Annotated in this window: 17 protein-coding genes; 12 read left to right on the forward strand and 5 right to left on the reverse strand. The window is 47.9% G+C overall.

The window, feature by feature from the left end:
- Positions 1-18 precede the first annotated feature (18 nt).
- Positions 19-714: a hypothetical protein gene (locus tag C8N47_RS11115; protein ID WP_107822632.1), complete on the forward strand. Its 696-nt coding sequence runs from the start codon at positions 19-21 to the stop codon at positions 712-714.
- Between the two features lie 141 nt (positions 715-855).
- On the opposite strand, the gene mazG is transcribed toward C8N47_RS11115, so the two are convergent.
- Positions 856-1,632, reverse strand: coding sequence for a nucleoside triphosphate pyrophosphohydrolase (gene mazG, locus C8N47_RS11125; protein WP_107822633.1), 777 nt, complete (start codon positions 1,630-1,632; stop codon positions 856-858).
- A gap of 11 nt (positions 1,633-1,643) precedes the next feature.
- Positions 1,644-2,207 (reverse strand): pentapeptide repeat-containing protein, encoded by a 564-nt coding sequence (locus C8N47_RS11130; protein ID WP_107822634.1) that lies wholly within the window; start codon positions 2,205-2,207, stop codon positions 1,644-1,646.
- Between the two features lie 242 nt (positions 2,208-2,449).
- Here C8N47_RS11130 and C8N47_RS11135 point away from each other — a divergent pair, with 242 nt between their 5' ends.
- Both C8N47_RS11135 and C8N47_RS19000 read left to right on the forward strand, forming a co-directional pair.
- On the forward strand, positions 2,450-3,601 hold the full coding sequence (locus C8N47_RS11135) for a hypothetical protein (RefSeq protein ID WP_146161509.1): 1,152 nt from the start codon (positions 2,450-2,452) through the stop codon (positions 3,599-3,601).
- A 15-nt stretch (positions 3,602-3,616) separates the two neighbouring features.
- On the forward strand, positions 3,617-3,751 hold the full coding sequence (locus C8N47_RS19000) for a hypothetical protein (protein ID WP_281257125.1): 135 nt from the start codon (positions 3,617-3,619) through the stop codon (positions 3,749-3,751).
- A gap of 514 nt (positions 3,752-4,265) precedes the next feature.
- On the opposite strand, the gene C8N47_RS11145 is transcribed toward C8N47_RS19000, so the two are convergent.
- On the reverse strand, positions 4,266-4,910 hold the full coding sequence (locus C8N47_RS11145) for an outer membrane beta-barrel protein (RefSeq protein ID WP_107822637.1): 645 nt from the start codon (positions 4,908-4,910) through the stop codon (positions 4,266-4,268).
- 228 nt (positions 4,911-5,138) lie between these two features.
- On the opposite strand from C8N47_RS11145, the gene C8N47_RS11150 reads away from it, so the two are divergent.
- The 4 genes from C8N47_RS11150 to C8N47_RS11165 all read left to right on the forward strand — a co-directional run bounded on the left by C8N47_RS11150 (position 5,139) and on the right by C8N47_RS11165 (position 11,444).
- On the forward strand, positions 5,139-5,528 hold the full coding sequence (locus C8N47_RS11150) for a DUF6769 family protein (protein WP_107822638.1): 390 nt from the start codon (positions 5,139-5,141) through the stop codon (positions 5,526-5,528).
- Between the two features lie 110 nt (positions 5,529-5,638).
- Positions 5,639-7,153, forward strand: coding sequence for an efflux RND transporter periplasmic adaptor subunit (locus C8N47_RS11155; RefSeq protein ID WP_107822639.1), 1,515 nt, complete (start codon positions 5,639-5,641; stop codon positions 7,151-7,153).
- Between the two features lie 12 nt (positions 7,154-7,165).
- The gene (locus C8N47_RS11160) at positions 7,166-10,285 is read left to right on the forward strand and encodes an efflux RND transporter permease subunit (RefSeq protein ID WP_211316113.1); all 3,120 of its coding nucleotides are present in this window, start codon (positions 7,166-7,168) and stop codon (positions 10,283-10,285) included.
- The gene (locus tag C8N47_RS11165; protein ID WP_107822640.1) at positions 10,266-11,444 is read left to right on the forward strand and encodes a TolC family protein; all 1,179 of its coding nucleotides are present in this window, start codon (positions 10,266-10,268) and stop codon (positions 11,442-11,444) included. Before C8N47_RS11160 ends, C8N47_RS11165 begins: the two co-directional genes overlap by 20 nt.
- Positions 11,445-11,949: 505 nt before the next feature.
- On the opposite strand, the gene C8N47_RS11170 is transcribed toward C8N47_RS11165, so the two are convergent.
- Entirely contained in the window at positions 11,950-13,251 is a 1,302-nt protein-coding gene (locus C8N47_RS11170) for a Gfo/Idh/MocA family protein (protein WP_211316114.1), read from the reverse strand.
- A 13-nt stretch (positions 13,252-13,264) separates the two neighbouring features.
- Positions 13,265-14,620 carry a NapC/NirT family cytochrome c gene (locus C8N47_RS11175; protein WP_107822641.1) on the reverse strand — a complete coding sequence of 452 codons (1,356 nt, stop codon included), beginning with the start codon at positions 14,618-14,620 and terminating at the stop codon, positions 13,265-13,267.
- 697 nt (positions 14,621-15,317) lie between these two features.
- Here C8N47_RS11175 and C8N47_RS11180 point away from each other — a divergent pair.
- From C8N47_RS11180 to C8N47_RS11200, 5 genes are all read left to right on the forward strand, one after another.
- On the forward strand, positions 15,318-18,263 hold the full coding sequence (locus C8N47_RS11180) for a sialidase family protein (protein ID WP_107822642.1): 2,946 nt from the start codon (positions 15,318-15,320) through the stop codon (positions 18,261-18,263).
- Between the two features lie 477 nt (positions 18,264-18,740).
- A complete protein-coding gene (locus tag C8N47_RS11185; RefSeq protein WP_170111372.1) occupies positions 18,741-19,802 on the forward strand; it encodes a mechanosensitive ion channel domain-containing protein in 1,062 nt (353 codons plus the stop codon).
- 233 nt (positions 19,803-20,035) lie between these two features.
- Positions 20,036-20,284 carry a type II toxin-antitoxin system ParD family antitoxin gene (locus C8N47_RS11190; protein ID WP_107822644.1) on the forward strand — a complete coding sequence of 83 codons (249 nt, stop codon included), beginning with the start codon at positions 20,036-20,038 and terminating at the stop codon, positions 20,282-20,284.
- Positions 20,277-20,576: a type II toxin-antitoxin system RelE/ParE family toxin gene (locus C8N47_RS11195; protein ID WP_107822645.1), complete on the forward strand. Its 300-nt coding sequence runs from the start codon at positions 20,277-20,279 to the stop codon at positions 20,574-20,576. The genes C8N47_RS11190 and C8N47_RS11195 overlap by 8 nt, the downstream gene beginning before the upstream one ends.
- A gap of 311 nt (positions 20,577-20,887) precedes the next feature.
- Positions 20,888-21,307, forward strand: coding sequence for a TOBE domain-containing protein (locus tag C8N47_RS11200; RefSeq protein ID WP_170111373.1), 420 nt, complete (start codon positions 20,888-20,890; stop codon positions 21,305-21,307).
- The last annotated feature ends 127 nt before the right edge of the window (positions 21,308-21,434 follow it).

A 21,434-nucleotide genomic window follows, 5' to 3' on the forward strand; every position in this document is an offset into this window, starting at 1 on the left:
ATTTGAAAATAGATAAGGATGAACAAGACTATTGAGCGGATTCACTCGCTCTTTCCCGGAGCAGCTCCTTTTGAGGACGTTCTGGACGACTGTTACCGGCAACTAAAAGCAGACTATCAGCTGATGCCGAAAGAAACCATTGCCGCCTATTCGCTTTGCCCCGATGAGCTGAATAACCCGGTTGTTGAAAAGATCCGGGAGCTGTTCGGGCCTGCTTTTGCGCTGGGCGGCATCAGCGGTTATCCCTTCACGGGAGTAACAGGCTTCAATGCTTTTGGCGACCATATTCCCGATGGGGGCAATGCCTTTATTTTTTACGGGCCACATATTGGCATCGATGCTGCGCGAAATGGCTATGTGCACCGGGTGGGGCAGCAACGCGATACGCTGTCCTGTGGTGCCGCTTTAGGGGCTTATCAGCAGTTGGTGGAAAGCGGCGGTGCCAAGCCGGAGTTGAACCACGCCGACTACCAGCAGTGGCGCATCAAGCAGATGTTTCTGCCGCATCTGAACGAAATCCCGCAGCTGGCTCCCGAGCTGAAGTTGGTTGATCTGGTGTATGGCGAAAGTCATGCTTTTGTGCTGGAACAGGCCGCCCGAATTAAAGAACAATTTAATGCCCGGCGAATGTTTCTGCTGGGGGGAGTTGTGCTGAATACCCCTTTAACATTGGCTGACTACATTCAGCTTCGTTCCTTCGATGTTCTGGAGTAGCGACAATGGGAAGCACCCGTAAGCCCGAGTACTTCGGCGAAGCTAATTTTCAGCATTAAATAGGATGCTTCGATGCCGGTGGCTGTTTGAAACCCAATAAAAGACAAGGTGAATTTATTGGGTTTCAAATCCCAACCGGTATTATTCCATTTTTTTGGCTTCTTCCCAGTATTTATCCATTTCGGCCAGGGGCATTGTTTTCAGGTCGATGCCTTTTTTTAGGGTTTGGCTTTCCAGGTAGTTAAAGCGTTTCATAAATTTCAGGTTGGTGCGTTCCAGGGCTGCCTCGGGGTCAATTTTGTACAGGCGTGCAGCGTTGACCAGGGCAAAGAACAAATCTCCAAACTCAGCTTCAATTTTATCCTGATCGTTGCTGTTGATCTCGTGCTGCAGCTCCCCGATTTCCTCTTTCACCTTCTCCCAAACCTGTTCGGGATGTTCCCAGTCGAAACCTACGCCGCTGACCTTTTCCTGAATCCGGTTTGCTTTCACCAGGGCCGGTAAGGAGGCGGGAACCCCTTCCAGAACGGTTTTCTTCTTGCGGCCTTTTTCTTTTAGTTTCAGGGCTTCCCAGTTTTGTTCCACCTCGCGCGAGTTGTGCACATCCACCTGCCCGTAAATATGCGGGTGTCGGTAGATCAGCTTTTCGTTCAGGCTTTCAATCACGCTTTGAATGTCGAAGGCCTGTTTTTCCTCACCTATTTTGGCATAAAAAACAATGTGCAGCAGCAGGTCGCCCAGTTCTTTTTTAATTTCATCGGTGTCGGCCTGCAAAATGGCATCACCCAGTTCGTAGGTCTCTTCGATGGTTAATTTTCGCAACGACTCGAAAGTTTGCTCCCGGTCCCAGGGGCATTTTTGGCGCAGTTCATTCATAATCTCGAGGAGCTGGCCAAAAGCTTGCAGTTTATCGTTCATAGCTATTCTTTTTATTCAATAATTAACTTGTACTTCTGTAACAAGCCGCTTAAGCCGGCAGTGGCAAAACGGGCACCCTTTAGCTTGTTGCGCTCCGGGTCGATGATGAAATTGCCTGCCGAGCGGAAATCAGCCTGCTGCAAGTTGCAGTTTTCAAATTGCGATCCGGCCAAATCTGAAGCCTCGAAATTTGCTTTTTGCAGGTTAACCTCGAAAAAATCGGCCTCGCGGATCGAGCATTGTTTAAAGCTGGTTTGCTTCATGTTTTTACGGCTGAAGATGGCATAGTCGAGTAGGCAATTTTCAAAATCAACCTTGAACAGAAAATCGACGCAGGCACTGAAATCAAAGCCAACCAGCTTGCAGTTTTCAAAGTACACCTGTTTCAGACTTACCTGGTTGATTTTGCTCATGGTGAAATTGCAGCCGGAAAAACGGCAATCGATAAACTCGGTGTAGTCAAGCCGGCTGTTTTCAAACGTGCACGATTGAAAATGGCAGCCGTCGAATGTTTGGTCGGTAAGCTGCGCTGTTGTGAGTGTGAGGTTGCTGAAATCTTCGTCGTAATGGGCCATGGGGCTTGTTGTGATTTTTTAACGGAGTCAAATTTACCAAAATATTGGCGAGTAGTAGCGTTGCCGCTCAAATGATGCCAAATCCGTTGGCCGATGGCTATGGGCTGTTTAACAAGATCGGAGTCAACATGGTTTTCGTTTGATACTGCTTTGCGGGAATTAAGTTGTTGTGCTCCTGATTTGTCAATTTTTTCTTTTATCATTGTCTGCAAATGCTTGTGTACAGAACAAAATCCAAACGAATGAGAAAATTTTACGTCTTCATTTTAATCGCAATAAGTGTGGCTGCCTGTACCTCGGGGCGCAAAGCCCTGGATCAGGGAAATTTCCGCGAAGCAATTGCAAAAGCAACCAATCGCTTAAGTCAGCATCCCGATAACCGTAAAGCACAGGATGTTGTTGCCAAGGGTTATCCCATGGCAATGCAGTTTTATCAGGAGGAAATCGATCTTGCGCTATCAGGCAACGATCCGTTTAAATGGAACACCACCTTGTCGATTATGCAGGAGGTGAATCGCATATCGGATCAGATTCGCCAGATCCCGGCTTCGCGTAGGTTGATACCCTCGCCAAAGATGTACACCAGCGAGTTGGCCGATGTGACACAGCGGGCGGCCGAAGAACATTATGTTGCTGCGCTCAGTTTGCTCGACTTGCAGACTAAAGAAGATGCCAAGCAGGCTTATCGGCATTTGCAGCGTTGTACTACGCTGGTACCTGCATACAAAGATGCTGTTTCGTTGATGAATGAAGCCAAAGACCGCGCAACAACGCGGGTGGTGATTGAGCCGCTTCCGGCACCATCGATGCGTTACGAGCTGAATGCCGACTTCTTCTATTCGGAACTGATGAACAGAATGAACCAGTTGTACCCGGAGCAGAGTTTTGTTAATTTTTACTCGCCCGAAGAAGCCGAACAAACGCAGTTAAAATACCCGGATTTGGTGGTGAAACTGAATTTTATGGATTTCTATATCGAGCGGCCCAAGCACTACGAGCAAGAGCGAAGCCTGAAGCGCGAAATTGAAGAAGTATATGAAAAGCGGATCTCGCGTGACTCGGTGCGCACCGAAAAACGCCTTATAACCGTGCGTGGTAAAATGAAGGTGATGACCGACGAAGTTTACTCGGCGGGAGTGGTCAGGCTTGATATCACCGATTTCCAGGCGAAACGCAGCTTGCTGAATAATAACATCCCCGGCGAGTTTATGTGGCAAAATCAATACGGCATTTTTGTGGGCGACCAGCGGGTGCTGAACGAGCAGGAACTGGCAATTCTGGGGAATGAAGCGGTCTTGCCTCCCGGACCGCAAGATCTGTTTTACGAATTTACACGCCCCATCTACTCGAAGCTGGTACAGCAGATGAACAGCTTCTTCCGGCGGTATAATTAGGCAGAAAAATCCTTCATGATTCGGAGGGAATTACCAACAGGGATGAAAGTGGTGGAAGACAGCAGAAGGCATTTAAGAGAAGACGGAAGCTCGCTCGGAGCGGGACCGGCCTACTTTTTATCGATGGTGGGAGGCGAACCGGAAGCTTAGTGAATCCGGGAAGCTCCGATCCGGCAGCTGCCGGAAAGGAGATCACCCGGCTGAACTTAGCTTTCGGAAGCTGACACCTGAAGATAAAAATAAGCCTTGCGTTTTCTGTTTCGTCTTTGGGGCAAGCCAAAGATGAAAACCCGTCCGGTAGGACAAAAGATCCGAATTGCTCAAAAGTAGGAGTGAAAAACAGCCAGATTTGGGGCAACTCACATCAGCGCTGGTTTGCTACAAAAGAAGTCTGGCTACCGGTTGAAGCTGAACCCCTATTCAATACATCCCAGATGCGGTTTGGAAACCCTGCCTACCGCAGGCGGGTGCATCACCCGAAGAGACTTTCAGAAAAAACCTACATGATTCCCGGGAATCACCAACAGGAATGAAAGTTTAGGATTTTCGACCAGGCTGTTGTCGTTGTTTTCTCAAGTTGTCGGGGTGGCGTCCCAAAATGGGTCAAGGTCACACGATGATCCGGCGGCCTGGCCTTGTGGTGCTCCCCGTTTGGCAAGCCTGATTAACGCGTTGAATGATAGAAGCAAATACTGAAGGCAATGGCCGGCCGCTCCAGGTAATACCTCTGAGGGGTACTTCCATCGAAAAAAGTATGACCATTGGGATATTCCTCGTCGGGAGGAGGAGGTGCCCACTCCCAGTGCTTGGTTTTAAAGTAACTGTAGCCCAGTTTAAACATCAAAAAGTCGCGGCGGCTTCTCAACGGCAGACGATAACCCACACCAGCTTCGTACAGCGGCCCCTTGTGTTGTTTGTCGGCATCGGTCCGCATGGCATATCCTCCATCGACGTACACAAAGGCGGAACGGGCTTGTTTGGTAGCAAACAGTTTGATGTTGGCCGTCACCGGAAGTGTGCGCATCTGCGGACTGCGGTACTCACTGTAAGCCAGTCCGGCACCGACCGAGAAAAAATCGTTCAGGAAGATGTTTGCTGTGGCTTTGGCTCCAAAGTTAAAAGGTGAAAAGTCGTTTTTAATATCGACGGCCCAATAGTCGGTCTTCATTTTTAAGCCATAGCCGGCACCAGCCTCCAGCGTATAGTAAAAGCCACTGTTGCGAATAACCCGGCTTTGTGCCAGGCTGTTTGTTGCAAGCGCGGTGAGTAAGCTGAAGCAGATTGATTTGAAAAGTAAAGATCCTTTCATATTTTCAATTTAAAATAGACAAAATGAATGGCAGACTCCTCGGTCTCTTTGTTTATTGTATGAAACGAATAGTGGAGAACTTTAGTGTTTAAGGGCTTCCTGAATTTGCATATTTGCTGTTCACTGCCACGACAACTTCCTTCGGGCAAGTTCGTAAAACGAACGAAATCGGCTTGCTCCGAAGAATAGAAGATTTTTCCAGGTCGGTAAAAAGCTTATTTTTGCACCATGATGAAAATGCAGCGCTTTGTTTCTTACTTGTTGCTGACGATCTATCTGGTCGTTATGGGGCATGCTATGGTGCCACATCATCATCACGAAAAGTCGTTTAAAGACGAATGTTGTCAGGAGATTGTGCACGAGCATCAACTTGCCGAGCTTTGTGCCGACAGTTCTTCTGATCATCACAATGAACAACAAGCAGCCTGTCATTTCGATGTTCGGCCGGTTCCCGGCAAGTCAGTTGTGTTGGGCGCCTATACTCTGCAGGCCATCCTCCTGCGTCACTTGATTATTCCGAAGGACGAGTTGTCGGCCTGGCCCGAGTATCGCTTGCCGCATATTTCTGATCCCTATCTCAAAACCTTTGCCCTGCGCGGGCCCCCGGTATTCGTGTAAGATCGTTTTTTTTTGACCGTTTAAGCCACGGCTGAACGGTACCCGATATTGGCGCATCGACAGTTGTTCGCCACTGTTGGTTCGTTATCTATTCATTTTACACGAAATTTATGAAAGCATATTTTGTTAGTGTGATTGGGCTTGCCTTGCTGTTGGCGGCTTGTGCCGGTCATACCGAAAAGGAAAATCATCATGATGAAGAAGGGCATGAGCATGCCTCGGAGGAACATCACCATCATGCTGATATTCATCAGCAACTTATTCAATATACTGATCGTTATGAGCTTTTTGCAGAGACTGAACCGTTGGTCGCAGGCGAAGAGGTCGCGATATTGGCGCATTTAACAAAGCTTACCGACTTTAAGCCGCTACAGGATGACGGCTTGACTGCCGAGTTGAAGGTCGGTCACGAGACTGTTAAGGCTGAAGTTGAGCCTAAAATCCCCGGGATTTATCAGTTAAAGCTGAAAGCATCACAAGCAGGTGACGGGCGACTAACCATCTTTGTAAACGATAAGCAGCAGCGGATCGATGTGCCTGTTCGGGTTTACGCCGACGATCATGAGCCACACCACGATTTGGAGGACGAAGAGCCCGCGGCCAATGCGGTGAGCTTCACCAAAGAGCAATCCTGGAAGGTCGCTTTTGCAACCGACGTGGCGCGTTTGGCACCCATCGGACAGCTGATTCACACAACGGCCCGTGTTGAGTCCTTGCCCGCCAAATCGCATACGCTGACTGCACAAACGTCAGGAACGGTCAGCCTGGCCTCGAACAGCCTGGTTGCCGGCAGTCGGGTAAGGGCAGGGCAGGCTTTATTGACCATCAGCGGAGCGGGAATGGGAGACGATAATGCCGAGCTGGTCTATCAATCGGCCAGAGCAGATTACCAGCTTGCCCAAAGCGAATACGAGCGGATGAGCCAGTTGGCGGAAAAGGAAATTGTTTCACGTCGCGAGTTTCAGGAGGCGCAAAACCGATACGAGAAAGCAAAGGCAAAATTCGATAACCTGCAACAAAATTTTCGGGCCGGCGAGCAGGCTGTCTATGCCGCATTGGCCGGTGTACTGGAAAAGGTGCAGGTGCAAAACGGGCAGCATGTCGACAAGGGTCAGCCTCTGGTAACGCTGGCATCGTATGCCAATGTGCAGTTGGTTGCCCATGTTCCGAGTCGTTACAGCAGCGATTTGGCGGCCATAACAGCGCTAAGCTATAAAGGTGCTGCCGGGAGTTGGCAACAGATTCCGGCAAAACTGCTTTCGGTTGGCCAGCGGGTGGATGAAAGCAGCTTTCGTTTGCCGGTTTGTTTCGAAGCCAGCAATAACGGCGATTTACTGCCCGGCAGCCTGATCGAACTAAATATTACTTGTTCAGCCGATCAGTCGGTGGTGGTCGTGCCCAACGAGGCATTGCTCGAACAGCAAGGCAATTACTTCGTTTATGTGCAGTTGAATCCCGAGTTGTTCGAAAAACGCCAGGTGTTCCCCGGAGCATCCAATGGGGTAGAAACGGTGGTTCGTGAAGGCTTGGCTGAAGGAGAACGGATTGTGACCCGAGGTGCTGTGCTGGTGAAGCTGGCTTCGGTGTCGAATACACTCGATCCGCATGCGGGACATGTTCATTAAGCGAAAGGAGGAATGATGCTGGATAGAATAATCAGATTTTCGCTTCAAAATAAGCTGATCGTCTTACTGGGGGCAGCCATCCTGCTTTTTGCGGGCGTTTATGTTGCCCGCGATATGGATGTGGATGTGTTTCCCGACCTCACAGCACCAACTGTTGTGGTGATGACCGATGCCCACGGGATGGCCGCCGAAGAGGTGGAGCGCCTGGTCACGTTTCCTATTGAGACAGCGGTGAACGGAGCCAGCGATGTGCGCCGCGTGCGGTCCAAATCATCGCAGGGCTTTTCGTTTGTGTGGATTGAATTCGACTGGGGGACCGATGTCTTTCGGGCCCGGCAAATCGTGAGTGAAAAGCTGGTCGGACTGGCCGGGCAAATGCCGGTTGGTGTTGGGCAGCCGATTATGGCGCCACAGTCGAGCGTAATGGGCGAGGTGATGTTTATTGGCATGCAGGCCGATTCAACCTCGATGATGGATTTGCGCACCATGGCCGACTGGAATGTAAAGCCGGTGTTGCTGGCAACGGGAGGGGTGTCGCAGGTAACCATCATTGGCGGCGACTACAAGCAGTACCAGGTGCTGGCCAATCCGCGGCTGATGGACTATTATGGCCTAAGCCTCGATGAGCTGACTTCCGCCTGTGCCGGCATGAGCAATAATGCAACCGGCGGCGTGGTTCGTCAGTATGGCAACGAGTATGTGGTGCGTGGTATGGCACGTTCCGATGAGCTGGAGGAGCTGGGACGCAGCTTCATTAAGCAGCATAACGGGCAGCCCGTTTATGTCGACGATGTGGCGGAGCTGAAAATCGGGGCCGCTGTAAAAATGGGCTATGCCTCGCAAAATGCGAAACCCGCCGTGATCTTGTCGGTTTCCAAACAGCCCAATACCAATACCCTGGAGTTGACCCGCAAGATCTCGGAAAACCTGGCAGCTCTGCAAAATACCTTGCCCCTCGATGTGGTGTTGGATACGCATATCTTCCGGCAGGCCGACTTTATTGAAACTGCCGTACACAATGTGCAGGATGCCTTGCTCGAGGGCGCGCTGTTTGTGATCATCATCCTGTTTTTGTTCCTGGGTAGTTTTCGGACAACGGTTATTTCGCTGTTGGCCATTCCGCTGTCGTTGCTGGGAGCCGTGCTGGTGATGAAAGCCTGGGGGCTAAGCATCAATACGATGAGTCTGGGGGGCATGGCCATCGCTATCGGCTCGCTGGTTGACGATGCCATTATCGATGTGGAGAATGTCTTCAAACGCTTGCGGCAAAACCAACAGTTGCCCCAGGGCGAGCGGCAGCAGGCCTGGAAAGTTGTGTATGAAGCTTCCCGCGAGATCCGTTCATCGATCTTCAATGCCACGCTGATCATTATCGTAGCTTTCATTCCCCTGTTTTTTCTGTCGGGCATGGAAGGGCGTATGCTCAAGCCGCTGGGAATCGCCTATATCGTTTCGCTGTTTGTCTCGTTAATTGTGGCCATGACACTCACTCCCTTGTTGTGTCGCCTGTTACTGACCAGCGACAAGTATTTGAAGAAAAAGAGTCGCGAGAATTGGCTAAGCCGCAAGATGAACCTTTACTACGAACGTTCTCTATTACAGGCATTTCGCCATAAAAAGCTCGTGCTCGGCTCTGCCTTAGCGCTACTGGTGGCATCGGTGTGGTTGCTCAGCGGTATGGGGCGCAGCTTTCTTCCCGAATTTAACGAGGGGGCTTTAACCATTACAGCGGTTAGCGAACCGGGAATTTCGTTGGATGAAAGCAACCAATTGGGACGTTTGATTGAAGCGCAATTGCTGTCGGTGCCCGAAGTCATCAGTACGGCGCGCCGTACGGGCAGGGGCGAGCTGGACGAACATTCGCAGGCAACCAATAGTGCCGAGCTGGAGGTGCGCTTTAGCTTGAAAGATCGCCCGGCTGAAGCTTTTAAAGCCGAGGTGCGCGAAAAACTGAAACGGATTCCGGGTATTGCAGCAACCGTCGGGCAGCCTATTGGCCACCGCATCGACCATATTCTGTCGGGAACACGCGCCAATATTGCCATTAAGCTGTTTGGCCCCGAGTTAACCGACTTGTACCGTATCGGTCGTCAAATTCAGCACGAGATTGCTGACGTTGACGGTTTGGTGGATGTGAATGTGGAGCAGCAGGTGGAGGTGCCGCAAATTCAGATTCGTGCACGCCGCAGCATGCTGGCACATTACGGCATCAGTATCGAGGAGTTTAATCATTTTGTTGAGCAGGCTATTGGCGGCGAAAAACTGGGCGATATTTATGAAGGACAACGCCGCTTCGACCTGTTTCTGCGTTTCCAACCCGAATTTACCACGACCATCGATGGCATCAGAACTGCTTTGATTGACACCCGCCAGGGAGGGAAGGTGCCGTTAGAAGAAGTGGCCGATATTATCTCAGCAGCTGGCCCCAACGGTATCAGCCGCGAGAATGTGCAACGTAAGATTGTGGTGTCGGCCAATGTGAGCGGTCGCGACCTGCGTGGCGCTGTAAACGACATTCAGCAAATTATTAACGAGCATGTAACATTGCCTGAAGGCTACCGGGTGGAATATGGCGGGCAGTTTGAAAGTGAAGCTCGGGCCTCGAGAACACTTGCGCTGACAACAGCTCTGGCCATTCTGATCATCTTTTTATTGCTCTATCAGGAATTTAAGAACCTGAAACTGGCGGGCATCATTCTGCTGAACTTGCCCATGGCCATGATCGGGGGAGTGGTGGCCGTTTGGTTGACATCCGGCATTATCAGCATTCCGGCCATTATCGGTTTTATCACCTTGTTTGGCATTGCTACGCGCAACGGTATTTTGCTGGTGTCGCGCTTTCAGCAAATGGAAGAACAGGGCCTGAAGCTGGGCGACATCCTGATCCGCGGTTCGGTTGACCGGCTAAACCCGATCCTGATGACGGCTCTGACAGCTGCTTTGGCCTTGGTTCCACTGGCGATGAATGGCGATGCTCCGGGCAACGAAATTCAAAGTCCCATGGCCAAAGTGATTCTCGGCGGACTATTGTCGTCAACCTTATTAAACATTTACCTGGTGCCGGTAGCCTATCAGCTGCTGCACCGCTTCGGACTTTTAAAACAGCGGGAAAATGAAGAAACTACTATATAGTTTGCTATTTGTGCTGGGGGCAAGCGCTGCTCCGGCACAGCAAAGCCTGGATGAATGCTTGCAAACCATTGTTGCCAACAATATGGCCTACCGGGCACAGCAGGCCGGGGCCAAGGCGCAACAGGTCGAAAACCGACTGGGCAACACGCCCGATAATCCGCAGATAGAAGGCGGCTACCTATGGGGAAGTCCTTCGGCTATAGGACATCGTAAAGACTTTTCGGTGAGCCAGGAATTGGCTTTTCCAACGGTTTATCACCATCAACGGAAACTGGCCGATTTGCGCGATCAGCAGGCGGAGATGAGCAGCGATCAATTTCGTTTGGAGGTGATGCAGCAAGCTGCTCAGCTGTGGGTGGAGCTGGTGTCGCTGAACCAGCGCATTGCCATTCAAGAAGAACGAAGCCGGCAGGCTCAGGCGTTGGCCGATGCCTATGCGGAGCGTCTGGTGGCCGGCGATGCCAACCGGATTGATCGGAATAAAGCAGCCTTGAATCAGCTGCAAGCCCAAAAAACGCTGGATGCTTTGCAGCAGGAACGGGAGCTGCTTCAACTTAGCCTGGAAGCCCTTAACGGAAACCAGCCACTGCCGGTTGCTCGAACCAGCTACGAGGCGGTAGTCTTGCCACCCGATTTCGAGCGCTGGGCTAGCCAGCTGCTGGCGCAAAATCCGCAGGCCCGCTGGTATGTGCTGGAAGCCGATGCCGCCAAACGCGCCGTAAAGCTGAACCAAAGCCGGAGCTTGCCCAGCATCAGCGGTGGCTATATGATGGAGAAAACTGTTGGCGAGCAATTTCAGGGAGTTACCTTGGGGCTGTCGGTTCCGCTCTGGGAGAATAAACAGGCTGTAAAAGCTGCTCGCCTGCGACAGGAAGCGGCAGTGTTGGAGCAGCAAAGCGTTCAACTTCAGTTGAAAGCGGAGCTGTATCAACGCTATCGTGCTGTTGAGCTGGCCTCGGCTCGGGTGGATGATATGCGCCGGCAGCTCGCTTCGTTTCGGCAACAGGACTTGCTGGATGATGCACTCGAGGCCGGACAGATTTCGTTGATCGACTATCTGCTCGAACTGCAGTATGACTACCAGGCCGTGGATGAACTGTACGAAGCTGAAAAACAATTGCAGCTGGCCTGGGTGAGCATCAAGGTTTGGGAGATGTGAGGCTTGAGTCTTGAGTTTTGAGTAGTGAGTAGTGAGTAGTGAGTAGTGAGTAGTGAGTAGTGAGTAGTGAGTAGTGAGTGAAGAGACGGGAGTCATTCGTTGTCATTTGATGGTCATTGGGTCATTGAGCTGTCAGTCCCTCAATCCTTCAATAAGTCGCAGTGTTCAGCCGGGAGTCATTAGTCATGGGTTGTCATTTATCGTCATTTATTGTTAGTGCATAAGTCCAGAGCGCATGAGTCCGATAATCCGAATGTCGAGTAATCTGGAGATTAGTCATTTATTGTCATTCCATGGTTCTTGGGGCATTGAGCTGTCAGTCCTTCACTCCTTCACTCCTTCACTCCTTCATTCCTTCATTCCTTCAATCCCTCAACAAGTGCATAAGTCCGGCCATCGGTGAGCTTTACGTCTTCTTTGCGAATTTTGCTGTTAAAATCAGCAAACGCGAAGGAGGCGCAAAGTCACCGGATTAAGCCGAAGGTTATCAGGCTAAATCAACCGTTTATTGCCCGGGGACAGGTATCGACTTATTCATATCCACCTGTCCCATAACAAATGTTTTAGGGCCGAGTCTCAGTTCGCTGTTGAGTACTTCATCCCAGCTCACTGTTTGTCCGGTGTAGGCCGACATTCGACCCATTATTGCCGTTAAGGTTGACTCGGCGGTAATGACGGCATCATTCAGCTCGGTTCCTGTTCTGATGGCTTCTACCAAGTCGACCAGTTCTTGGGTGTACGATCTTCGGAAGAAATACAGCGGATCTTTTTCCTGCTCTTCACTTAAGGGGTATTTCCAGCTGATCTCGCCGGAATTGGAGAAAATCGTGTTTTCACAATTGGTATAGCCTTTGGTTCCCCGAATCAGGTCGCTCACCTGGTTGGTGCAGCCATTGATCTGTCGGCACATACTGTTAACATGAACATTGCCCGGATAGGTGAAATCAATACTGAAGTTATCATATTGATCTCCGGTAATGCGGCGCTGGCGGCTCCCAAAGCCAGTTGCTGATTCAGGGTGAGATCCGATAAACCAGTTCATCAGGTCGATATTGTGAATGTGTTGTTCCACAATGTGATCGCCCGATAGCCAGGTCCAGTTTACCCAATTGCGGATCATGGCTTCCATTTCGCTCCATTGAGCCTGCGGGTTAACATGCCACAGTTTTCCCTGCATATAATAGCAGTTTCCCGAAATGATTTCACCAATAGTGCCGTTTTTAACCCGGTTATGCGTATTGATATAATCCAGCTGGTGTCTTTTGATGGTGCCCGTAACAACTTTTAATCCGCTTTCTTGTGCCTGTATGCCGTCAAGCATGATTGATCGGGCGCCAACCGGATCAACAGCCACTGGCTTTTCCATAAAAACATGTTTGTTGTTGCGAATCGCAGCCTTAAAGTGTTCAGGCCTGAAGTAGGGTGGGGTGGCCAGAATAACAAGATCAACACCGGCATCCATAACCTTTTCATAAGCGTCCACTCCAACAAAACAGTTTTGATCGCTTATCTCAACCTTGCGCTTCTCCCGGATATTTTGGCGGCACTTGTTTAGTTTATCCTGAAAAATATCGCCTAAAGCCACTAACTCGAGGTTGGGCCCGGCGTCCAGGAAGTTAATGGCTGCTCCGGTTCCTCGGGAACCACATCCAATCAGCCCGGCTTTCAGTATTTTGCCGTCAGAAGCTTTTAGTGGCAAATCAATTTTTGTACTCGAGCGGTTACACGAATAGGTACTGTACGCCATTACAGCAGTGCTGCCGATGGCTATTTTGCTCAGGAAATTTCGTCTGGAGTAGTCTTTCATAAAATAAAATCTTTTATTCAGGTTGATAGGGAAGGACAACGCGAAATCCTACATCGTTACAGTCCGAGTACCACCAAATACTCTTCGGCATCTGCGGATCGGTTCGTAGCCAGCGCTCCGTTTGGGTTGATTCGCGTTGCGTTGGACGAAGTTCGTCCCGATCAGATTTAAAAGATCCTCCCTTGATGACATGTTCAGCACTCAAGCTGTCCAAAATAACAGGATCATTTTTAAACTTCGAATAGTAGGACATCCGGTCTTCGGTGTAACTGTCGGCGCAAAATTCCTTTACATTTCCAAACAGATTTCGGGCTCCGATAGCATCGCTGTTGACATCGGATGGCTCAATGGTGGATTGAGTATCGTAGTTGGCTGTCTCTTTCGTGATTAATCGGTCTTTTGTCGCCATTTGTGCTGCTCGTTCCCATTCAGCTTCAGTGGGCAAGCGGTAGCTTTTGCCGGTTTTTTGGCTTAGCCATTGGCAGAATACGGTTGCTGCATGGTGGGTCATGGTGATGGCCGGGCGCGAACCCATGCCCCAGCCCTGATCCGGGTTACCCCATGGAGGCGTGGCTCCGCTAATGCCATCCACCGATTTCTCGTTGCGCCCCTGGCCTTCGGTTTCGCTTAAAAAGAGCAGGTATAAATTCCAGCTTACTTCAATCTCGCCAATAAAAAAGGCTGAGATATTGATCTCGGTTTGTTGGTTGTTTTCGCGGAAAGTTGTTGCACCACCTGGAATGGCGATCATCGTAAACGAGAGTCTACTGTTGGGGATGGTTTCTGTGAAATTGGCTAATTTTTTTATTGTGTGTGAATGCTGATAGATGGTGTCTGTCGATGTTGTTTTTACCGGCCGGATCAACGATTTATAGTCGGGGGTGTGCCCCGTATGCAGATGACATTCGATACAATGCATCTTTGTTGGATTGAGGTGATATTTCAGGTGTCCCTTTTGGCCTTTTTCTGAAAGGCTTTGCGGAAATAAATCAGGGTGACATTGAATGCACGAGTTTTTAAAAACATGGCGTTGAGCCTGATCTGTTTGTGATTTGGCAAGCCAGTCAATGGAGTCGTGATCTTTAAAATGATAGGCATATAAATCGTTTAAGCCGGCTTTTATTTTGGCCTGGTAATAGCCCTGGCCCCTCGGTGGAAGATGGCAATCAACACAGCCTGCTTTAACAGAGTCATTGCGGTGATGAATTGATTTGTTCCAGGAACTGTAGTTGTGATTATGGACGTGACAACTGTTGCAATATTCATTTGTTGAGGTATATGCATCGCCTTTTCGGATTCCGGTGTAAAGCAAGTACAGTACCGCGATAAGTATGGCTGATAACGCTAATCCTTTGTATCGTCCGGGCATCTCTTTGGGCTTTTATTGTCGCAGGTTAAGGTGGTTTGTGAGACGTATTTTCAGAGCGCAAACCTAATTATTGAATGGTTTATATGCAAGCAAATAGCAACAAGTTATGCCATTTGTTTTTCCGCTTTGAGCCTTAATCGAGCTCCTGAAAAACACGGGTGAATGCCATAGACAACTCAGGAGGCTTGCAGCGTGTAACAAATTGAAGGAGCAATTCAATTGAAATCGGTCTAAATCGCGTAGCTATTTGCAACTAGCTTGGTTCATGCAAACTCCATACTTTAACCAATTTTGCTGCGAACTTTCTATTAGCTTTTTATATCTGAGCATACAGGAAGCATACAGAAACCTTACAGAAACCTTATAGAAAGCTCTGCTTTGCTCCGACGAAATTCCGGTTGTTTTCGGGTATAAACACTCGAAAACGACGCTATAACTGAAGGTTAACAAGTATAATCGTGGGCGATAATGCAGTTGTATGTCTGTTGAAATACCAGAATGTCATTGTTGGGCTTAATAATCAAAAAAAATGTCAGCATGGCTAGGGTCTCTCTACGGTTTGTCGTTTATATAGATAACATTGTAATGGTACAGAGAAATAATTTTACTTGATTTTTGGAGAAAGCCAGTTGCAGAAACAGTGAGAGAAGCGGAATAGGAAGAATTAACACACGCTAAATAATTAACAATTAATCGTATGAAGAGAAATTTACAAAGAGGAACTTTCCGATTTAAAGGAAATTATTATCGCTTCTATTTATCGGCAGTCTCACTTCTGCTATTCTTGAGTTATTCGGCTACGCTGTATGCCCAACCGGTAATTAGCACCGAAGATTCCCCTGTCTGGTTTAAAATAGAATCGGCTTGTACGGACCCGGTAACCTTAGGTGGTGCTTATACCGGTCCAACCGATTTAACAGGTTATGTATTGTACGATCCTGCCTCAAGCGATAACCGAATTTATGCCAGGGTTGAACAAGGTGGTGATGCCGAATTGTGGGCAATGATTGAAGCCGATGGTATTGTTAAGTTGAAAAATAAAGCGACTAACCGTTACATGACCGGTTCCCATTCGCTTAATGATGTTGGTGAGAATGTAAGTTATGGCACCTATGGTAGCGACCAATATTGGATAAAATCAGGAACACAGAATACTGTTGTTATTTGGAATAATCTAAAATGTGACCGGTTAAGCGGAGGACGGATTGATTCAAATACAGCATTTTATATAAGAGTGCAAAGCGACACGAAGAGTATTTTGGGAGCCCTTATAAATTCAGCAATTAGTCTCAAAAGCGAGATGACTGGAACAAATCCCGGCTACATTCTGCCTGATGGTGATGCCGTAATTACTTTTGATGAAGCGATTGCCGGCGCAGAAGCTGTTTATAACTCGGTAGATGAGTCACCCGATTATCAATCAGCAACCGATCAATTGGAGGCAGCTATTGTTACTTTTAAAAGCACTCCTGTAAATACTGTTGTTGTTAGCACTGAGACCAACGAAACATGGTACTTCTTTGAATCGGCAGCGATTAACGACTATTGTGCCGGAAAAGTTATTAACGATGTTGAGGGAACATTAGGTGTAGTGTATAACTTTGCCGACAAGCAATTGAACCCCAGGATGCTATGGAAGATTGTTGATGCCGGCAATAATCAATATGCTTTTGTAAATATGGCTTCCGGTTTATACTTTGGTAAAACCGGTGAGAGTTATACCGGTGTCCAGCCATCGGAAACACCGGTGGCTTATAATGTCGAATATCTTGGCGAAAGAGGCCAGTTTGTGATCAAAGAGGATGGGGCACTGCCGCTTCATTGTCAGCAAAATGGTTCAAAAATTGTTACTTGGGATGGAGGACTGGATTCACCGTCGGCATGGCGATTTGTTGAAGTTGACGACGCTAGCGCACCAATAAGTATTACGAGCCTTACCGTCAGAAATGGATTGGTTAGCACAGGAATTGGTAATGTTGACTTTGCTGCAACTTATTTTACAATGGAAGTGGAAGGGCTTACCGGTTCGTCGCTTTTGGATCAGGTAAATGTTGCTCTGGAAGGTACTACGAACCTTAGTGATATTGAGAATATTCGAATTTATTATCTGGGCAATGATATTCGTTTCGATCCGGAAGTACATCCGCAGGTTGCCTCGTCAAGTGAGCTTGATTATATGATGCAAATAAATCCGGATGCCGATTTTGAGGTGCCGGCGGGCAGTCAGAATTTTGCAGTTGTCGTCGATGTTACGGAAACGGCCAATGAGGGCGATAAAATAAAAATCAGCGTTGAATCTGTCGCACTTCAGGGGAGTGACGTTTGCATGGCTCAAAATCCGGATCCTGCTTACGAGGCTACTATTTTCTTAACCCAAAGTACTCTTTTTTCACCCGGAGATTATGGTTCACAGTACTATCGTATTCCAGCCATCGTTACGGCAAATGATGGAACTTTAGTGGCCGCAACCGATCGTCGGAAAAACAATATATCTGATCTTCCGGGAGATATAGATGTGTACATTAGTCGTTCTGCCGATAAGGGAAAGACATGGTCTGAACCTTTAATGATTGCCGGGGAAAACACGGATACAGGCTATGGAGATCCGGCACTGGTCGTCGAGAAAGAGAGTGGCAAGATATTCTGTTTCATGGCACATGATAAAGGGTTCTTTGCTTCCACGCCTGCTGATCCAATCCGGATTACGGTGTGCGAAAGTTCCGATAATGGCGCGAGTTGGACAGAGCCAAGAGATATAACTGATAACATTTATGGCGCAGGATGTAGTAATGCGACTTCAAAAAACTGGGATGGTGTGTTTGTTTCCTCGGGTAGGGGGCTTCAGCTGCGCAACGGACGACTGATTTTAGCTATGGCAGTGCGGGATGGTTCCGGAGGTATCAATAATTACGCATTATATTCGGATGATAAAGGGGAGAACTGGACGGTGAATACAAATTTGATCCATTCTGGCGGCGACGAGGCAAAATTTGTACAGCGAAATAATGGTGATGTTGTTATCTCAATCAGAAACGGAGGTCATCGCGAATGGAATGTTTCAACCGATAACGGAGATACCTGGGGAACAAGTACGATTCATCAGGATCTTGTAGATCCGGCCTGTAACGGTGAGATTTTAAATTATACATCTACTTTGGACGGATACGAAAAAAACAGGATGCTACATTCATTAGCTTACGCCTCCAGTCGCGTGAATGTATCGCTTTTGCTTAGTTACGACGAAGGTGAGACTTTCCCTATTGTTAAAACAATATGTCCGGCTTCATCGGCTTATTCGGTTATTACCAAACTCGATGATGGAACCATTGGTGTTTATTATGAAGATGGATCGGTTAGTCAATACGATTTGGTATATGTGCGTGTTTCACTGGACTGGCTTACCGACGGGCAGGATCAATATTCTTCGCCAATGTCTACTGCAGTAGATGACATCATTAATGATGCTGAAGATATTATAATTACGGTTAGTGATGGACAAGTATTTGTGAAAAATAAGAAGGGCGAAGTCGATTACCAAATATTTGATATTTCAGGTAAAAAGTTGCAGCCAAACCGCAGGTTAAAAACGGGTATATACATTGTCCGGACTGAAAATTTGTGCGAAAAAGTGATGATTCTATAAGTTTTAAGAGGTTCGAATAAGCGTGTTATCAGCGAGCATTGCCGTTGAGCTTATTCGTGATGCAAAGCCGATCCTTGGAGGCGGGCAACTTCTCCGCTGATATGGCGCTTTTAGTCTTGTTCTGCTCCCGGAAGGAAAACGTTTGGCAATGAGCTAATCCGGCAATGAGGCTAATGATTTGACCTCCTTTGCAACCTGGTTTTACAAGCCCTCTTATTGCGTCAGATTTGGGTTTAAAATTGACTGAGTCGATGAGTCTTCGCAGTCAATTTTAAACCCAAAAGATGCGATGAGAAGCGCATACCTTCCTGTTTTTGTTTTTTTTATGGCACATCCTTTCGCCGTTTTTTCTTTTTTTATTGTCTGCTACCGGCGCTGAATTGCAGAACTGCCTGAAAGGTTTTAGATTTGTATAAGCAGCATCGGGGGGGCCGCCCTAGGGAATCGCTCTGTGAGCCACACCTAAAATTAGCGATGATGACAAATGTATTCAAGCTTATGGAATCGATGATGACACCAACGGTTGTGATGTTGTTGGTGGTGGTATTGTTGATTTTAAATCGGTGGATTTTCAATCGGATGCGATCAGCCGCCTCGGAACGATCAATCACCCGGGGAGCAATATCTTTTGTGATTGTGCTGGCCGGGCTGTTGGCTTTCCTGCTTGTGTTGCCTGTCGAAAAGTCGCTGAAAGGGCAGTTGTTAGGCTTTCTGGGGATCGTCCTCAGTGCCGGAATTGCGTTAAGTTCAACTACTGTTTTAGGGAATCTGATTGCCGGGATCATGAACAACTCCATGAATCGCTTTCGGAACGGCGACCTGATCAGGATCGGCGATTTGCACGGGCGAGTCACCAAAAAAAGCATCTTCCATACCGAGATTCAGCTCGAGGACAGTAATTTTATCACCGTTCCCAACCTGTATATTGCCAACAACCCGGTAAAATTAATTCGCAAAACAAATAGTGTTTTGGCCACAACGGTGTCGCTGGGCTACGACCTGCCGCGCGCTCAGGTGGAAAAAGCGCTTAAAGAGGCTGCCCTTGCCGCCGGATTGTCAGATCCTTATGTGTATATCACCGGCTTGGGCGATTTTTCGGTCGTTTACAAGGTCCACGGGTTTTTGGACGATAGCGGCAAGTATTTTAGCGCTAGTTCGTTGCTCAACGCGATGGTGATGGATAAATTACACGAGGCGAAGATTGAGATTGTGTCGCCGGCGTTTATGTATCAGCGGCGAGCCGATGACAAGGTTTTTGTCCCGCGGCAGCTTGCAGCGGATCGGGGGGAGGCTGATCGCAGCTCACCGGAGGATCAGGTGTTTGACGAAGCGATAAAGTCTGAAAAAATTGAGGCGAAAAAGGACTACTTGCGCGAGATCGATCGGCAGCAGGAAGCCTTAAAAGAGCAGTTGAAGCAACTAAAAGACGAGCGGGAGATCGAAAAAATCAAATCGACGATATCGATGAATGAGGCCTTGAAAGAGCGTCTGGCGAAAAGTATCCGCGAGCAGATCGACCGCGATAAGGAGACGGATTGACAGTTGCGAAGGTTCAACAGCTCAGCTGGTGCCCCCCTTTGTCTGCTCGAGCAAGTGACCGTTAGCTGTCTTTTATGCCATACCCGAAAATTTTATCTGTAAACTATTCAAGGTGTTTATGTTGTGGATGATAACTGCTTGTGGTGTTAGGTTCAATTATAGTGGGAAATTGCAAATGCGTTACATTTGCTGTTTTTACCCAAAATTGGTAACTTTGAGTAAAATCATTTAAAATGAAAAATACATCGATATCACTTGGGAGTTATTTTGATCAATTTGTACAATCTCAAGTATCTTCTGGTCGATATAAAAATGTAAGCGAAGTCATTCGCGCAGGACTTCGGCTTTTAGAAAATGAAGAAAGTAAAGTAATTGCTTTAAAAAATGCTATTCAGGAAGGATTAAACAGTCCACGAGTAGAAGATTTTGATTTTGATGAAAATCTAAAAAAACTTAAAGCAGAGAAGAGAAAAAATGGCTAAAGTTATTTTAAGACAAGAAGCCATTGATGATTTAAATGATATTTGGGATTATACGTTTGAACAATGGGACGAAAAACAGGCCGATAAATATTATTCAATGTTGAAATTTGCGTGTAAGGAAATTGGAGGTAATCCTGAAATTGGTCGGGAATATCTTGCAATAAGTGCCAATTTATTCGGATTTAAATCTGGGAAACACATCATTTTCTACGATCTAATTTCAAAAGATGAGATAGAGATTGTTAGGATATTACACGAAAGAATGGATTTAAAGATCAGGCTGACAGAATAATCACTTAGTCTCAAATCAAGCATCGCTTGCATACGCATGTCTCCGGCTTACATAGGATCAACGGGTTTATCCGCTAGCAGATTGACCGCGATCAGGATCCGGATTGATCGTTGCGAAGGTTTAACCGCTCAACTTGTGCGCAAGCGTGGTTATTGGCTTGCAAACCCGAAATGACTGTTGCACAACAGGCGGCAACAAGGCCCTTTAGCTCCCGAACCTGTTTTATAAAAGTGCCGATTGTTGCATTCAGTTTGGATGGATGTCGTATTATTGAAAGAGTTGTTACCTCAAATCTAACAAAAAACGAAGCTATGAAACTGAGTGCACAAAATCGAATGAAAGGCATCGTTCTTGCCATCACGGAAGGACTGGTGATTTCGGAAATAAATATAGAGCTTGATAACGGAATTCTGGTTGACGCGCTGATTACCAATAGTGCGGTTGAAAGTTTAGAGCTGGAACGCGAAGGTGAAGTGCTGGTGTGTGTGAACGCGGCTAGTGTGATGCTTGCTGCGGGCGATGTTCAAATTAGTGCACGAAATATCTTTCCCGGAAAAATCGAATCGATTACTGATGGAATGGTCAGCACGCAGGTGGTGCTAAACCTGGGGCGCGGATCGGAGCTTACTGCACTGATCAGTAAGTCGTCGGCCGACGAGATGGAGCTGGCTGTGGGGCAGGAGCTCGTCGCGGTGGTGAATGCCTGGTCGGTAACGCTGGGGCTCACCTAAGCGCGGCAAACTACCGATGCAGATGCCGGTGGTTTTCGTTTGGTAGCTGTTGTTAACCCAATATCAATGTCTACAATCTTGTAGGCAACGAGTCCCGGAAGCCTACAAAAATGTTAGATTTGAAATC

This window comes from Mangrovibacterium marinum, from assembly GCF_003046625.1.
GTDB lineage: Bacteria > Bacteroidota > Bacteroidia > Bacteroidales > Prolixibacteraceae > Mangrovibacterium > Mangrovibacterium marinum.